Origin of the sequence: uncultured Christiangramia sp. (assembly GCF_913046405.1) — a bacterium.
Classification (GTDB): domain Bacteria; phylum Bacteroidota; class Bacteroidia; order Flavobacteriales; family Flavobacteriaceae; genus Christiangramia; species Christiangramia marina.
In genome coordinates this window covers 1-15,806 of record NZ_CAJWRQ010000072.1, presented here as the reverse complement: position 1 = coordinate 15,806, position 15,806 = coordinate 1, and the positions used below count along the sequence as shown (strand labels likewise).

The 15,806-nt window shown below is 39.7% G+C and carries 17 protein-coding genes; 4 read left to right on the top strand and 13 right to left on the bottom strand.

Annotated elements, in window-relative coordinates:
- The 3 genes from QZ620_RS10235 to QZ620_RS10225 all read right to left on the bottom strand — a co-directional run.
- Positions 1 to 464: acetyl-CoA carboxylase biotin carboxyl carrier protein subunit (locus QZ620_RS10235; protein ID WP_295181308.1), on the bottom strand; the 464-nt coding region annotated here is incomplete at its 3' end.
- A 211-nt stretch (positions 465 to 675) separates the two neighbouring features.
- A complete protein-coding gene (locus QZ620_RS10230) occupies positions 676 to 2,016 on the bottom strand; it encodes an MBL fold metallo-hydrolase (RefSeq protein WP_295181306.1) in 1,341 nt (446 codons plus the stop codon).
- Between the two features lie 30 nt (positions 2,017 to 2,046).
- Positions 2,047 to 2,919: a sterol desaturase family protein gene (locus QZ620_RS10225; protein WP_295181304.1), complete on the bottom strand. Its 873-nt coding sequence runs from the start codon at positions 2,917 to 2,919 to the stop codon at positions 2,047 to 2,049.
- 168 nt (positions 2,920 to 3,087) lie between these two features.
- On the opposite strand from QZ620_RS10225, the gene QZ620_RS10220 reads away from it, so the two are divergent.
- Positions 3,088 to 4,086, top strand: coding sequence for an aldo/keto reductase (locus tag QZ620_RS10220; protein WP_295181303.1), 999 nt, complete (start codon positions 3,088 to 3,090; stop codon positions 4,084 to 4,086).
- Between the two features lie 30 nt (positions 4,087 to 4,116).
- Here the strand turns inward: QZ620_RS10220 and QZ620_RS10215 are convergent, their stop codons facing one another.
- From QZ620_RS10215 to QZ620_RS10170, 10 genes are all read right to left on the bottom strand, one after another.
- Positions 4,117 to 4,527, bottom strand: coding sequence for a hypothetical protein (locus QZ620_RS10215; protein WP_295181301.1), 411 nt, complete (start codon positions 4,525 to 4,527; stop codon positions 4,117 to 4,119).
- Positions 4,528 to 4,658: 131 nt separating this feature from the next.
- Complete coding sequence (locus tag QZ620_RS10210; RefSeq protein ID WP_295181299.1) at positions 4,659 to 5,360, bottom strand: nitroreductase family protein; 702 nt, start codon at positions 5,358 to 5,360, stop codon at positions 4,659 to 4,661.
- 7 nt (positions 5,361 to 5,367) lie between these two features.
- Positions 5,368 to 6,774 carry a coniferyl aldehyde dehydrogenase gene (locus QZ620_RS10205; RefSeq protein ID WP_295181297.1) on the bottom strand — a complete coding sequence of 469 codons (1,407 nt, stop codon included), beginning with the start codon at positions 6,772 to 6,774 and terminating at the stop codon, positions 5,368 to 5,370.
- Positions 6,775 to 6,846: 72 nt separating this feature from the next.
- On the bottom strand, positions 6,847 to 7,458 hold the full coding sequence (locus QZ620_RS10200) for a class I SAM-dependent methyltransferase (protein ID WP_295181295.1): 612 nt from the start codon (positions 7,456 to 7,458) through the stop codon (positions 6,847 to 6,849).
- Between the two features lie 2 nt (positions 7,459 to 7,460).
- Positions 7,461 to 7,949 carry a DUF2231 domain-containing protein gene (locus QZ620_RS10195; RefSeq protein ID WP_295181293.1) on the bottom strand — a complete coding sequence of 163 codons (489 nt, stop codon included), beginning with the start codon at positions 7,947 to 7,949 and terminating at the stop codon, positions 7,461 to 7,463.
- Positions 7,949 to 8,263 carry a hypothetical protein gene (locus tag QZ620_RS10190; protein WP_295181291.1) on the bottom strand — a complete coding sequence of 105 codons (315 nt, stop codon included), beginning with the start codon at positions 8,261 to 8,263 and terminating at the stop codon, positions 7,949 to 7,951. Before QZ620_RS10190 ends, QZ620_RS10195 begins: the two co-directional genes overlap by 1 nt.
- 77 nt (positions 8,264 to 8,340) lie before the next feature.
- Positions 8,341 to 9,384, bottom strand: a complete 1,044-nt coding sequence (locus QZ620_RS10185; protein WP_295181289.1) for a cytochrome d ubiquinol oxidase subunit II — start codon at positions 9,382 to 9,384, stop codon at positions 8,341 to 8,343.
- A 2-nt stretch (positions 9,385 to 9,386) separates the two neighbouring features.
- A complete protein-coding gene (locus tag QZ620_RS10180; protein WP_295181287.1) occupies positions 9,387 to 10,688 on the bottom strand; it encodes a cytochrome ubiquinol oxidase subunit I in 1,302 nt (433 codons plus the stop codon).
- A 196-nt stretch (positions 10,689 to 10,884) separates the two neighbouring features.
- Entirely contained in the window at positions 10,885 to 11,685 is an 801-nt protein-coding gene (locus QZ620_RS10175) for a sulfite exporter TauE/SafE family protein (RefSeq protein ID WP_295181285.1), read from the bottom strand.
- A 69-nt stretch (positions 11,686 to 11,754) separates the two neighbouring features.
- Entirely contained in the window at positions 11,755 to 12,387 is a 633-nt protein-coding gene (locus QZ620_RS10170) for a Crp/Fnr family transcriptional regulator (protein WP_295181283.1), read from the bottom strand.
- A 246-nt stretch (positions 12,388 to 12,633) separates the two neighbouring features.
- On the opposite strand from QZ620_RS10170, the gene QZ620_RS10165 reads away from it, so the two are divergent.
- From QZ620_RS10165 to QZ620_RS10155, 3 genes are all read left to right on the top strand, one after another.
- On the top strand, positions 12,634 to 14,016 hold the full coding sequence (locus QZ620_RS10165) for an NAD-dependent succinate-semialdehyde dehydrogenase (RefSeq protein WP_295181281.1): 1,383 nt from the start codon (positions 12,634 to 12,636) through the stop codon (positions 14,014 to 14,016).
- Positions 14,017 to 14,182: 166 nt separating this feature from the next.
- Entirely contained in the window at positions 14,183 to 15,340 is a 1,158-nt protein-coding gene (gene xerA, locus QZ620_RS10160) for a site-specific tyrosine recombinase/integron integrase (protein ID WP_295181279.1), read from the top strand.
- A gap of 164 nt (positions 15,341 to 15,504) precedes the next feature.
- On the top strand, positions 15,505 to 15,806 hold a 302-nt coding region (locus QZ620_RS10155; RefSeq protein ID WP_295181277.1), incomplete at its 3' end, for a DUF2750 domain-containing protein.

Below are 15,806 nucleotides of genomic sequence, written 5' to 3'. Positions count from 1 at the left end.
TGATTCTTTTCTACAGTATCTGCCTTGCTTACGCTAACAGATTTCACCACGCCATCTCTGGGTGCCGTTAGAGTATTTTCCATCTTCATGGCCTCAAGAACCAGCAGGTAGTCACCTTCTTTGACCTCATCGCCTTCTTTTACATTTACTTCCAGAATAAGTCCCGGCATAGGTGCCTTGATATCGTTTACTTGCTGAGAGCTACCTAATGAAAGTCCCATCTCCTCTATCAACTGGTCCAGATCGTTATTGATCCTTACCGAATAGATATTTGAGTTGATTTTGATGTCATATTTTCTGTGAAGAAAATCTGGTTTAAAGACTTCTGCGGAAAAGGAACGATTATCTTTTAAGATATGATAATGTGCTTCTGAAGTTTTCTGGGTATCTAGTGCAGCGATCTCTTCCTGGCTGAACTCGAACTCAAAATCTTCATTTACTTTAACCTTGTATTTTTTATCCATAAATACGTTTATGTATTGATTTTAACCGTAGGAGCGTAAATATAGAAAAATTACAAAGCAATTTCTATTGCTGAAATATCAAAAAAAGCCCAAATTTCTTAAACTTTTATCTAAAGGCTTCTCGATTTGAAGCCGAACATTAAAAATTTCACAGCTTTACATAAAAAAAGCCCGGGAATTTCCCAGGCTCTAATTTTGAATTTAGTTGCTATTATTTAAATTCTTTGATGTCGTCACTAAGGTCATACACCCGGGTGGCTTCAAAGATATTTTCAAGAATACTGCTACCTGCAGCAGATCTGTAACCTCCGGCACAATGAACCACTACCGGTTTGTGTGAAGGAATCTCGATATGTTCCTCTCTAAGTTCATTTAAAGGAACAGCGATCGCATCTTCGAAAAACTTACCTTCATTCACTTCGCTGGTATTTCTAATATCCACGATCGTGTAGTTGTTCTGGTTGTTTTTGAAATCTTCGAGGTCAAATTCCCTGCTTTCCACTGGAAGATTTTCTCCAAGCGTATAAACTCCTTTGATCTGTTTTTCATAACCAATCTTCGCAGCTCTTTCGAGTATCTCTTCAAGTTGGTCTACAGATTCTATAACCAGGTAAAAAGCTTCTTCCGGTTTTACGATTGCACCTAACCAGGTTTCGAACTTATCCTTTTCTGAACGGCACATGATATTAATACTATTAGAAAGATGACCGTTTTTAAAAGTTTCTTCATCCCTGGTATCTACTACCAGCATATCTTCATCTTCTTTCTCAGTAACATAAAGACGTACTTCATTAGCCCATTTGGTACGCTGTACATTCTCTGGCCCGGTTTTGTTCACATCTACATCAAAACCAAAATAGCTAGGAATGAATGGCTGATCCTTCAGTATTTCCTCAATAAACTCTTCTTCTGTTTGTTCTTTAAATGCCCAGTTGCCCTGTCTTTCATTTCCAAGTGTACTGGAAGAATCATCGCTCATGTTCTTTCCGCAGAGAGAACCTGCACCGTGAGCAGGATACACCAACGCATCATCTGGAAGATCTGTGAATTTATTCTTGATCGTGTGATACATATCACTCGCCAGTTCCTTACGCTTGGCGGTCATATTCCCGGCCTTTTCGCGAAGATCTGGTCTTCCCACGTTTCCAATGAACAAAGTGTCACCGGTAAAAAGTGCAGTGTCTTTGTCCTCTTTCGCAACTATCGTAATACTATCTGGTGAGTGCCCTGGAGTATTGATCGCACTAAAGGTGATCTTTCCCATTTCAAAACTGTCACCATCATCAAATCCCTGGTGAGGATAATCTGCTCCCACCATCTCACTGGTATAAATAGTCGCTCCCGTTTCCTGGTGAATTTGCATATGTCCGCTAATAAAATCGGCATGTGGGTGTGTTTCAAAAATAGCCACGATCTTGGCATTCTTGGATTCAGCATAAGAATAATACTGCATCGGGTTTCTGGATGGATCTACCAGCGCCATTTTACCTTCACTCACAATAGCATAAGAATAATGTGCCAGTGGTTCGTCTTTAAATTGCTTTATATCCATAATATGATCTTTATTTATTGTTCTTAAATTTTATTTTCTTCTGAAAGGATACAGGGTCTGACTTTTAAAAGTCTCCGGAAAATTTTCATCTCCATGAAATCCTAATTCTATTTGTTTTCCATTCTTCGGAATATAGGCGGTACCAAAGAGATAATCCCAGATACTAAGACTTAACCCGAAGTTCATTCCGAAGGGTCTGTCCTTTGGCAATTCTTTACTGTGATGCCAGATATGCATTTTTGGATTATTAAAAATGTATCCCAGCGGTCCGTAGCCCCAACCTAAATTCGCATGATTTAAATGACCTACCAATACTGCAAACATATGTACCACGAAAAACTCCTGTATCCCAAAGCCAATCATAGCCAGCGGAATATATTGTACAGTTTTATAGATAATGGTTTCCATAAAATGAAACCGGAACTGTGCCGCAAAACCCATTTGCTTTACACTATGATGTACCTTATGAAACTCCCATAACCATGTCCTGCGATGCAACTGCCTGTGCACGTTCCACTGAATAAAGTCGGCGATCACGAACATGATAAGTAATTGCGTCCAGGCTGGTAGCTGATCTATTTGAAAAGCAACAATATTATTGATCCCGAAAAGTCCCAGAAAATCATTGAATATCTCGACGGCGACATTACTCAGCGCATTATACCCAATAAGCGAAAACAGGAAAAAATTGAATACTATATAAAAAGAGTCGAGCCAGAATCCCTTACGTATTGGTTTTTGCTCTTTTCTCCAGGGGATCAATACCTCTAACGTCCAAACCAAAAGGGACAAACCTATAAGCCAGTAAAAATAACTGGTCCAGGTAGGACTGGTAATCTCGTTCCAGAGGTAATTTGCATACCCTGAAAAAGAACTCTGGATGATCTCTAGATATTTCTCCACATTCATTGCTTTACAAAAATAGAAATATCTTGTGGGATAGGAAGTAACATTGGTTACAGTTGTTTTTTGAGAAACTGAACGTACGAAAACCTTGTATGTTAGAGTGCGTTAAACACCCCTTTAAGGCTATAGGTTTTCCCTAATTTTATACTGCTAAAAAAATGAATTATGAGTAGAGAAGTTTTAAAACAAAAGTTCGGACTAGGTGGTGTAGCCATTGGAAACGGTTTCAAAGTACTTAGCGATAAAGAAGCAGAAAAAACCCTTGAAGGAGCATGGAATGCAGGTGTACGTTATTATGATACCTCTCCATGGTATGGATTGGGATTAAGTGAACGAAGATTTGGACATTTTCTGCATAACAAAAAACGTGAAGATTATATCCTTACGACCAAAGCAGGTAGACTATTAAAGGCTAATGGAAATAAGCCGGAAACAATGTGGAATGAACCTGCTCCTTTCGATTATGAATATGATTATTCTGCAGAAGCTGTAAGAAGATCTGTTGAAGACAGTTTACAAAGATTGGGAGTTGAAAGCATAGACTATGTATTTATTCATGATCTTTCACCAGATCATAACGATGAATATAAAGATGGTACAACCTGGCTGGATCATTTTGAAGTAGCAAGAACTGGTGCGATGCCAGAACTTACTAAAATGCGTGAAGAAGGAATTATTAAAGGCTGGGGTCTTGGAGTTAATACCATAGAACCTATTGTAAAAACCCTGGAAGAGACAGATGCAGATCCTGATCTGTTCCTTTCTGCTATTCAGTACTCTATGATCGATCATAAAAAATCGCTGGATGAATTATTTCCCGTGATCGATAAACACGATGTGGGACTTATTGCTGCAGCACCATTTAGCGCCGGACTTTTATCTGGTCAAAAGCGCTATAATTATGGTGGGGAAATGCCCGATGATAAAGTAAAGCAGTTAAACGGAATGAAAGAAGTAGCAGAGAAGTATGACGTGGATCTAAGTAAGGCTTCCATTCAATTCTCTTATGCTCCTAAAGTTGTAAATACGGTGCTGGCAGGTGCCAGTAAGCCAGAGCAGGTAGAAGAGAACATGAAAGCTTTTGAGACGAAGATTCCATCAGGTTTCTGGCAGGAGCTTAAAGAGAGGAACCTCATCGATAGCAGATGTGAAACTCCAGAATAATCCTCAAACCCCGGCATCTACCGGGGTTTTCTATTTTAGTTGCAGTCTTAAGTAATAGTTTCTTCCAAAGCTTAGAAAGAATATCAAATAGCCAAGTAATACCATTAAGATCACCCCAAGAACGAGGCTGTTATAATCATATTTTAAATACAGAAAGAAATATAGCAAAGCGATAAGGATCGCAGAGGGCATAAAATACTTTGACATCACAAATCCTGAAACCTGGATATGTATGCTTTCATCTTTACTAAGTGTAAAAGCAAGTGGCCGACTACCACACCAGTCTATCTTAGCTTCCAGACTGTAAATACCTGGCGGGACCGAATACATAATTGTTTCATGATCGCCGATATCACCAATCTTTTTTCCATTAAGATATAGCTCAAAATTTCTCATTTTATTTGCCCATTCTGAATCACGCTGTATGTATATAACTGGCATTTAATTGATTAGTTTAGGTTTTGTAACAAATGTTACATTCGGTACTTGAGATTTCTTCTACATTGCAAGCGGTTAGATTTTACAGGTTTTTAAAATTGAACGTCGTATCACCCTACAGATACGGCGTTTTTTCATTCGTAAAACTCCGTGATCTGTGATTGCGTTTTTCGCTCAATATCCGGTACCAAGGCGTTTTTCGAAGCATAACCTACCGGCAATAATAAATAAGGTCTTTCATTCTTTGACCGTTTGAGAATGTTTGAAAGAAAGTTCATAGGGCTGGGTGTATGCGTCAAAGTGACAAGTCCGGCATTATGAATAGCAGAAATTAGCATTCCGCAGGCGATCCCAACCGACTCATTTACATAGTAATTCGTAAGTTTTTCATCTTTAGATCCGATTTCGTAGGCTTCCTTAAAAACCACAATGATCCAGGGGGCGATCTCTAAAAACTCCTTATTGGTATCGGTTCCCAAAGGCGCCAGATCTTTCAGCCATTGTTCGCTCATCCTGCTACTATAATTAGTCTGTTCTTCCTCTTCTGCAGCGATTCTTATATCTCTTTTAATTTCTTCAGAAGAGATCGCGCAAAATTTCCAGGGCTGTTTATGTGCTCCTGAAGGCGCCGTTCCAGCAGAAAGAATCAATTGCTCAATAATTTCTTTCGCTACCGGTCGAGCTGAAAAATGTCTAACCGATCTTCGAGCAGAAAGTGCTGAATAGAACTTTCTGGCTCTTACCAGCATTTCGGCCTCTGTAAACTCTTCAGAATAAAAGGGAATGTGCGGGAATCCGTTTACCTCAACTATTTTCTGTTTTAAATCTCCTTCCATAAAATCTCTAAACTTTGCTAATATCTCCCATTACGCCAATTAGTTTCTTTTTAATGTCGGTATAAGGTGGATGCAGAATATCTGTTGCCGCGAATTTCTTCTGTTGCATGACTGCCCGCTTTTTCGAGAAGGTTTTAAAACCGTCAAAACCGTGATAGTGCCCCATTCCGCTTGCTCCCACTCCACCAAAAGGCAACCTGTGTTGCGCCAGATGGTAAATAGTATCATTAATGGTCACTCCACCTGAAAGCGTGAATTTTAAAAGATGATCTATACGATCTTGGTTATCATCAAAATAGTAAAGTGCAAGAGGTTTCGCATTCGCGTTTACATATTCGATTCCCTGCTCCACGGATTCACGGTTTAATACGGGCAAAAGCGGACCAAAGATCTCTTCCTGCATAATCGCCATCTCATCGTTAACGCCCAGGACCAATTTTGGAGTCATCATTCCTTCTGGTAACTCATTGGTTTTGCACAATTCGATAATTTTGGCACCTTTTTGTTTAGCTTCTTCGAGTAAAGATGTTAAACGTTTAAAATGTTTATCGCTAATGATATAGGAATACTGTTTGTTGTTCGCAATATCCGGATAGAACTTTTCTACTACCTGTTTGCTGTATTCTATAAACTTATCATTTAAATCTGCAGGCATAACCAGGTAATCTGGTGCGACACAGGTTTGCCCGGCATTAAAAAGTTTACCAGCCATGATCCTCTTTGCAGCTAGTTCCAGATCGTAGGATTCATGAATGATCGCCGGGGATTTTCCACCAAGTTCCAGAGTGACCGGTGTAAGGTTTGGTGCCGCTGCTTCCATGATCAATTTTCCCACCCGGGTGGAACCGGTAAAGAATAGATGATCAAATGGTAGCGAAGAAAAATCTTTGGCAAGCTCTGCATCACCAGTGACACAGTGGATATAAGAAGAGTCAAATGTCTTATTGATCAAATCTTTGATCACTTCTGCCGATGCCGGAGCAATTTCCGAAGGTTTGATGATCGCATGATTTCCCGCGGCTATTGCGTCTACCAATGGACTAAGAGTTAACAGAACCTGGTAATTCCAGGCGCCCATAATACCTACAGATCCCAACGGCTGAAATTGATAGTATGCAGTAGAAGGCAACAAAAACCATGAACTGCGAACCGATTTTCTTTTCATCCAGCTTTTAAGATGTCGCCGGGCATGTTTGATCTCATCATGTAAAGGAAAAAGTTCAAGAATGCTTGTTTCTTCAGAGCTACGATGACCAAAATCCTGAGAAACGGCTTCTATCAATCGTTCCTGGTTTTTTTCTACCATTTCTGAAAGACTAGCCAAGGCCTCCATTCTCTGTTCGTATCCTGGAGGGGACTTTGTAAATGCCTTTTGCTGAATTTTTAGTAGATCTGATAGTTCTTGTGCAGTCATAGAGTAGCCTTTAAAATTGAAGAAACATTCTAAATTTAAAGTTTTCTATGAAAATGCGACTGAGTTCGCTCTTTATTTTCTTCTGAAAAGCCCAGTCGAAAAATTCTGTTTTGCTCCCCACGGAGTTGTATGATCCCGATTCTCGAGCCTTACCGTATCAAAATCTGATTCTAAAAGCTGCTCGAGATCTGAAGTTGCATATTTCCTGATCGTGATTACACTACATTTATCGGGTCCGTTTTCAGAAAAAACTGATAGAAGACAATAAGCGCCAATTTTTAAAGAATTCTTCAAAACTGAAACGTAATCCTCTACCTGCTTATCTTCGGTAAGAAAATGCAGGGCCGCACGATCATGCCACAGGTCAAATGATGTTTCTGGTTTAATGCTAGTTACATCAGACTCTATCCAGTTAATTTTTTCAGCTTTAGCCCCTAATCTGTTCTGCGAATCCTGCAATGCTTTTGCTGAAATATCCAACACATGAATGTTCGCATATCCCAATTCCGATAAATGATCTACCAGAAAACTATTTCCTCCTCCAATGTCAATGATATTCGCTTCAGGTGAAAGACCCAGAGAACGGATGATCTCAAGGCTATATTCCGGATTTGGCTGGTACCAACTGGTTTCTTCAAACTGTTTGGTATTATAAATCTTTTCCCAGTGTTCTTTTAAATCCATTTTCAATTAAATTCTGCACAATTTTCAGAAGGAATATTCACACCTGCGGCTTGCTGGTAGACAAGGCTTGCACCAAGATGACCTACATAGGCCAGGCAAGCAGAACCCGCCACTAAAAGCAGGACAACCACAAAATTAGTCAGTTTATTCCTGAAGCTTTTGAAGTAATGCAATACTATCTCCAGTATAAACCCAATACTAAACAGCCATGCGGTGGTATAGGCAAAGTTCTCGTGATCTTTTAAAATAGTTGGATCACACAATTTACGGGAAACGATCCCATCTGCCAGATCACCGGTATAAATAGAAATCCAGATACCTATAACCCCCAGGATGAGTAAAAGTCGGCCACCAAAATGCCAGGTTTCTCTTCCAGACCATAAACTCATGATCTTAAAAAGTGTTGCCAGTAATAGTAAAACAATTGGAAAATGAACGGACAGAGGATGAAAAACCTCTGTCCGCCAAAATTCTGGAATTTGAGTTTCCATTATTCCATGATTTTTACTGAAATAGGATCCAGTCTTTTTCCGTTCTTTTCTACTTCCACTTCTACTTTCTGTCCTTCTTCAAGTTCAGAAAACTCTACTTCGCTTCCATTTCTGGTAAGGCTGGTAGTTTCAGTAAAATATAGCTCCAAAGTCTTGTCATCATCTGTAGTAACGTAGATCTCTGTCTTATCTGCTTCTACTTCCTTTACTGTTCCCTGGTAAGTTCCAGATTCCACAGCATCTGTACTTTCACCACAAGCGACGAACAAAAGGATCGCACTCATAAACATACCTTTTAAAATTGTTGATTTCATAGTCTTAAATTTAAATTAGATTGTAAAGGATGAAATTAATGAAAATCTATTAGCTCATAAATAGAGTTCCGTATTATTTAGTCTTCAGCTGTATGTTTTCCTGATCTGGACGGAATCCTGATCATATTAAACGATTTCATCAAATGAAATAATCCCGGCAATATGATCCCGCCTCCAATGATCAAAGAAATACCCAGAACATACATTACAGATTCCGGAGCAGTGTTTTCGAGCATATTTACTTCCGAAGTACTGGTAATGATAAGGCGAGGAAAATGAGTGTGTACTGCAGCAAAAATGACTAATAGAATCTGTAAGCCTGCATAGATCCTGGTCTGTACACGTTTCTGTTTAGTAATTGCAAACCATAGAGGAATAAGTAATAATGCTGATAATGCGATCGCTATAAGAGATATTTTATTCTGAAGAAATTCTTTTATAAAAACCAAATCATACCAGTACCCATAGAACAGCACTGCACCACCCACCAATACCAGCACTACTGTAAAGATTGCCGATTTTTGACTGTACATTTTCCTGATATCACCTTCAGTTTCTCCAATTAATAAAGTTGAAGCCAGGAAAGTACAAAGTGCAGCATAGAATAATCCTGTGAGAACCGTAAAGGTATTCAGCCAAGGATACATAAAAATTTCAGCGAACGTAGTATTAGAGTAATCATCTGTAACTACAATCTTACCGCTTACCAATGCTCCAAAAGACATTCCGAGGAAAATTGGTGTAATAAGACTGGAAATCCTGAACATACGATTATACCATACCTGTGTCCCATCGATTACCGCATCATAATGCCTGAAGATAAAAGCTACACCACGCATGGTAATTCCCAGTAACACCAGCGTAAGCGGAATATGAAGATAAATGATGATAATATTAAAGTATACAGGGAAAGCGATCCAGAGAATCACGATCAAAATGATCAACCAGATATGATTTGCTTCCCATACCGGTCCCATGACCTTATAGACCGTTAGTTTATTCAATTCCTTGTTCTCGCGAGATGAAAAAAGCTCCACGATGCCAGCTCCAAAGTCGGCACCACCCAAGAGAACATATAGAAATAGAGAGAAAAACGTAAAAAAAAGTACCACGTATAACATACCTACCCGATTGAGTTATTAAGAACCTTGATCTGCCTGTGCATTAGCCAGGTTACCATCGCCGCAAGGATGGCGTAAACTGTTACGTAGAGGTAAAAGCTGAATTTTAATCCAGGCATTGGCGTTACAGCTTCAGAAGTACGCATGATATTGTACACAATCCAGGGTTGTCTTCCTACTTCGGTAACTACCCAACCTGCTTCCACGGCCACAAATCCTAAAGGTGTTAGTATCGCGAACAGCCACCAGTACTTTTTGTTATTGAGCCAGCTTTTCTTCTTTAAACTGATAAAATAGATCAAAGCCGCCAGCATTAGTAAACTACCAATTCCCACCATGGCCTGGAAAGCGTAGTGTACAACAGGAACCGGTGGAAGATCTTCTTCAGGAAAATCATTCAGTCCTTTTACCTCAGCATCAAAATCTCCAAAGGCCAGGAAGGATAATGCTTTTGGTATTTCTAGCTTATTGCTCACAGTTTTATTTTCCGCATCCACGATCCCACCGATGTAAAGCGGAGCTCCTTTCTGGGTTTCATAGTGTGCTTCCATTGCCGCCAGTTTTACCGGCTGTCTTTGTGCTACATCCTTGGCAGACAGATCACCACTAATTGGTTGTAAAAGCGCTGCGACCGCTCCAAAAACTATGGCGATCTTAAAAGCAGCCTTGTGCAGATCTGGGCGTTTGTTACGTAATATTTGTATGGCATGCAGACCGGCAACAGCAAAGCCAGTAGCGGCGAAAGCGGCCAGGGTCATATGCAGAGCCTGGGTAAACCATGCGTCGTTAAGAAAAGCCTTTACCGGATCTATATTCACATATGCGCCATTAACCACATCAAATCCTGTTGGGGAATTCATCCAGGCATTAGCAGATACTACGAGAATCCCTGAGATCACTCCCGAAATTCCTACGATAATACCAGTGATCCAGTGAAAAGTTTCGGGAAGTTTTTTCCATCCATAAAGGTAGAATCCAAGCGCGATCGCTTCCACAAAGAAGGCTGCACCTTCCAGCGAAAATGGCATTCCTATTACAGGACCGGCATGTTTCATAAATTCAGGCCAGAGCATTCCCAGCTCAAAGGACAGCGCGGTTCCCGATACTGCACCGGTGACAAAAAAAATGGCAACTCCGCGTTGCCAGGCTTTAGTAAGTTTTAGATAAATAGGTTTGCGGGTATTCAGCCACTTTTTATGGGAAACGACCATGAAAAAGGGCATTACCATACCAATACATGCAAAAATAATATGAAATCCGAGGGTAAAAGCCATTTGGAGTCTGGCGTAATCGAGGTTTTCCATAACGGAATGATTTGGATGATATTCCGACCTCAAAAAGAAGGTTGGAACACCTGTTCTTTCGGCTTGTAAATTTACTGAATTTTAAAGGCTTCATCCCTTCAGAAACACTTTAATTTCTGAATTTAACGCATGTTCCATGAAGACTTCAGAAGAATCAAAAACTTTAGAATTTTCCGAAGTAAAACTTCAAAAGAGATTATAGCAGTTCGCTTAGAATAATATAGATACCCATCACCAGAACGAACCAACCGAAGCCTTTTTTCAACTTCTTCCCATCTATGAATTTATTCAGATAAACTCCCAGCCAGATTCCTGCAATGGAGAGCCCGGTAAATATGAGTAGAAACGGCCAGTCGATCTCAAGGTTTTGAACATCCCCTATAAAACCGATCAAGCTTTTAAATGCAATAATGAGTAAGGAACTAGCCACCGCTTTTTTCATGGGAAGCTTGGCGAGTAAGACCAATGCCGGGATGATAAGGAAACCACCACCAGCTCCAACGATCCCCGTTAACAGTCCAACTACGATCCCTTCTAAAATGATCAAAGGATAGTTATACTGCACTGCTTGTTCTTCACCAGTATCCTCAGTACATTTTTGAGTGATCATCGAAATTGAGGCGACCACCATGATAATCGCGAAAAATAGCATGATCCCGATATTCTTGGTAATCATGAGTCCGCCAATACTAAAGATCTCTTCTGGAATTGCTGGAACGAGGTACATCCTGGTAAGGTATACAGCGATAAATGCGGGAATTGCGAAAACAATCGCGGTCCTGAAATCTATTAATTTCTTCGGAAGATTTCTAAGCGCTCCCACCAAAGCTGAAGTTCCCACCACAAAAAGAGAATAAGCCGTCGCGGTCACAGGATTGATTGCCATAAGGTACACCAGCACCGGCACCGTAAGTATGGAACCTCCACCACCTATGAGTCCAAGCACCACTCCTATAAGTAAAGCTCCAAAATAACCGAGAATTTCAAGAATATCCATAGTAATTTAATTTCGGAACAAATGTATTGGGTTCATAGAGCACGTGCAGTAACAAGTGTTACAGAAGCATTACAGATCGATGACCTTGATCTGGTTTCTTTGTAGTTTGATCTTTCCATCCAGTTCGAGTTTCTTTAATAACCTGGAAACTACCACCCTGGACGTATGAAGATCGTATGCGATTTGCTGATGGGTACTTTGAACATTCTCATCACCATTGATCTTAGCCTTGTCCCGCAGGTATTTCATAATACGCTGATCCATATTAAGAAATGCGATCGTGTCTATAGTATCCAGCATTTCAGAAAGACGGGAGTGATAGCTTTCAAAAACAAAATTTCTCCAGCTTTTAAATCTCGCGGTCCATTCTTCCATTTTGGCAATAGGCACCATAATCATGGTAGTATCGGTTTCGGCTACCGCACGAATCTCAGATTTGGTCTGGCCCATGCAGCAATTAAGGGTCATGGCACAGGTATCTCCTCTTTCTATAAAGTAAAGCAGCAATTCATCACCATCACCGTCTTCGCGTAAAATTTTGATAGCACCATTGAGCAGCAAGGGCATCCCGGTAACATAATCGCCAAACTCAATAATGCGCTCCCCTGCATTGATCTTACGAATAGATCCACATTCGGCGATCTCTTCGAGCAATTCTCTTTCAAATAGGAAACCATAGGCCTCCTGCAATTCGGTCATCATAAGTTAGGATTTTTACCCTTTAAAATTAGCAAGATTATCGAGAACAATTCCCAGCGATTTGGTAGGATACTTCGGAAGCTTCGCTGAATTCGGGAAATATTGATACTTCAGAAGAAAGTTTTATAAAAATTTTAAAGTTAAGGGGCCTTCCGAAGAATTCATTTAACGAAGTCTTATTAAGCTTCGGCTCTCTTAAGGCGTAACTTAGCTTTCAAGAAAAATTGCTAAACAAAAAGAAAGAAAATTATGTCTAAGGAATCAAAAATGACCACTATTAACCCAGCAACCGGGAAGGAAATTCAATCTTATGATACGATGACCAATGACGAAATGAACAAGGCGATCGAGTCCTGTCATGAAGCATTCCTGGAATGGAAAATGAAGCCTGCTGAAGAGCGCGCAAAAATTATTGTTAATATTGGAAAAGAGCTTGACAAGAATAAAGACAAACTTGCCAAATTAATGACAGAGGAAATGGGGAAACTGGAAAAGCAGGGACACCAGGAAATTGAACTCTGTTCAGCTATTTGTGATTATACTGCCGAAAACGGACCAAAGAGTCTGCAGGATGAGGAAAGAGAATTGCCAGAAGGTGGAAAAGGTTTTATTACCTACTCACCAATGGGCGTGATCTATGGAATACAACCATGGAATTTCCCAACTTACCAGGTAGTGCGTTATTCTATTGCCAACCTTATGGCTGGAAACGGAGTATTGCTGAAGCATGCTGAAAATGTAACCGGAACAGGAATCTTACTGGAGCAAATTTACAAGGACGCTGGTTTGCCAGAAAATTTATTTAAAACACTCGTGATCTCGCATGACCAGAGTGATGAGGTGATCGAAAACAAACGAGTACGCGGAGTCACCCTGACAGGTAGCCCAAGTGCCGGAAGAATTATTGGTGAAAAAGCAGGAAAAGCGCTGAAGAAAACAGTTTTGGAACTGGGAAGTAATGATGCTTATATTGTGCTTGATGATGCAGATCTTGAGCTGGCAGTTAAAACCTGCGTACAGGGACGTCTATATAATAATGGAGAAACCTGTGTTGCCGCGAAAAGATTTATCGTAGTAGATGCAGTTTACGACAAATTTAGAGATGCTTTTGTAGAGCAAATGAAAAACATTAAACTTGGAGATCCTACAAGTGAAGACAGCGATCTGGGACCAATGGCTAGAAAGGATCTACGGGAAGAGCTACATGAGCAGGTAGAAGAGAGCGTGAAAAAAGGAGCTAAAATTCTATGTGGAGGGAAACTTCCAGAAGGCGACGGATTCTATTATCCAGCGACTGTACTTGAAAATCTTGAGCCAGGACAACCGGCTTACGATGATGAGCTTTTTGGACCTGTTGCGTCGTTAATCAAAGCAAAAGATACTGATGATGCGATGAGAATTGCGAATGACAGTAGATTTGGTCTTGGTGGAGGAATCTTCTCTAAAGACGAAGCTAAGGCTAAGGAATTAGCACAGAAGCAATTTGATACCGGAATGGTATTTATCAATTCTTTTGGACTTGCCAAGCCTAATATGCCGTTTGGTGGTGTGAAAGATTCAGGTTATGGTAGAGAACATGGTGGATTTGGATTGCATGAATTCGTAAATGCGAAGTCTGTAATGATGGCATAAGACATTGTTCAATTTCACGAATTATTGAGGGAGCTTCGGCTCCCTTTTTTTGTACCCAATTGAAATATAAACCTCTTAACCAGCACTTTCTGTTTTTAAACGTTTTCATGACTAACAAGAGCTTACCAATCCTTTTTTAATTTATGTTTGAAGTTAATTAAATTTTATGGAGCAATTATATTTGTTTCTATTCAGACATAAAAGTGCTGAACAGATTGGTATAGACTTTAGGTTCGACATCGAACTAAAAGCACATTTAAAAATGCTGAAGGAAGTAAGATGGAGTCGAACCCATTCCTGTTTCTATATACCATCGGGCAGGCAATATCTGGAAAAACTGAGCTCTCACTTCAAAACTATTGAAGTAGAGATGAATACTGCTTTACTGGATTTCTCCAGGATCCCGGATATCGCCATGGTAGAAACTGTTGAAGTAAGACTGGCCATGCGAAAGTTCGTACAATACTTAAAAGGACTCAGACACAGCCCAAGTACGATCAAAACCTATTCTTCTTTTGTGCATTCATTTCTGAAATTTCATCATGAAAAAGAGAATTACACACATAGGGATGTCGCCAGGTTTATAGAATCTGAAGTTGCTTTGAAACGCTATTCTATAAGTACTCACAGACAATGTATTAGCGCATTGAAACATTATTTTGAATTTAATGAAAATGCTTTATTTGATCTGAACGCCTTGAAGCGTCCCAAGAAAAGCAGTTATTTACCTACGGTTCTAAGCAAGGAAGAGCTAATCGATCTATTGCGACTTACCCGAAATTTGAAACATCGTAGTATCCTGGCGCTTATATATTCTTCTGGCTTACGAATTGGTGAGCTGATCAATCTTGAGTTGCGGGATCTTGATATTGACAGAAGGCAGATTCTGGTTAGACAGGCAAAAGGTAGGAAAGACCGTTATGTGATGATGGCCGAAAGTTTTCTTCCGTTATTACTGAATTATTTACAAACTTATGAACCTAAGCGTTACTTCGCGGAAGGCAACGGCGGAAAATACTCCAGTTCCGCAATTCGCGGATTTCTGAAGGATAGCTGCGAAAGAGCGAAAATCAGGAAAAGGGTGACTCCGCATACGTTAAGACACAGTTTTGCCACCCATATGCTGGAAAACGGAACAGATCTAAGATATATCCAAGAGCTCCTTGGCCACGCCAAACCGGAAACTACGATGATCTATACGCATGTAACCAAAAAAGATTTACTTAAAATTGAGAGTCCGCTAGATTCCACCATCAAGAAATTACTGGAAAAGGGAGATAAAGAACAGTCGGATCTGCGTTTATCCCGAAACATACTCGGATAAATATGTATATTTGGGTGGATATAACGAGTTAGCTCTAATTATTATATAAAGATCCTAACTCTTCTTAATGAAATTACGCAATATAAATAATGAGGAAAAACTATAGAATTTTTAGAAATTAGAAACGATAAAGTATAAAGCTCCGATTAAATTTTTTTGATCATATGAATAAAAAAAAGGTTGATAACGTAATAAAGCTAAGTTGTAAAGATAGATATGGTTATCTAATAAGAAAGGTTGCCGATTTTGAAAAAATCTTCCTGATTTGTGATTCCTTTGGAGGTTTAGTTACTATCGGAGATAGTAATTTAAAATCTATTCCGGTTTGGCCTGAAAAAGAATTCGCTGAACTATTTCTAACCAATGATTGGAAAAATTATAAACAAGATTTAAAATCCGAAGTTGTTGAAAATAATTTTGAGCTAGACAAAGAGGCAAAAAAATATTTTTTCAATATCATTAAAGA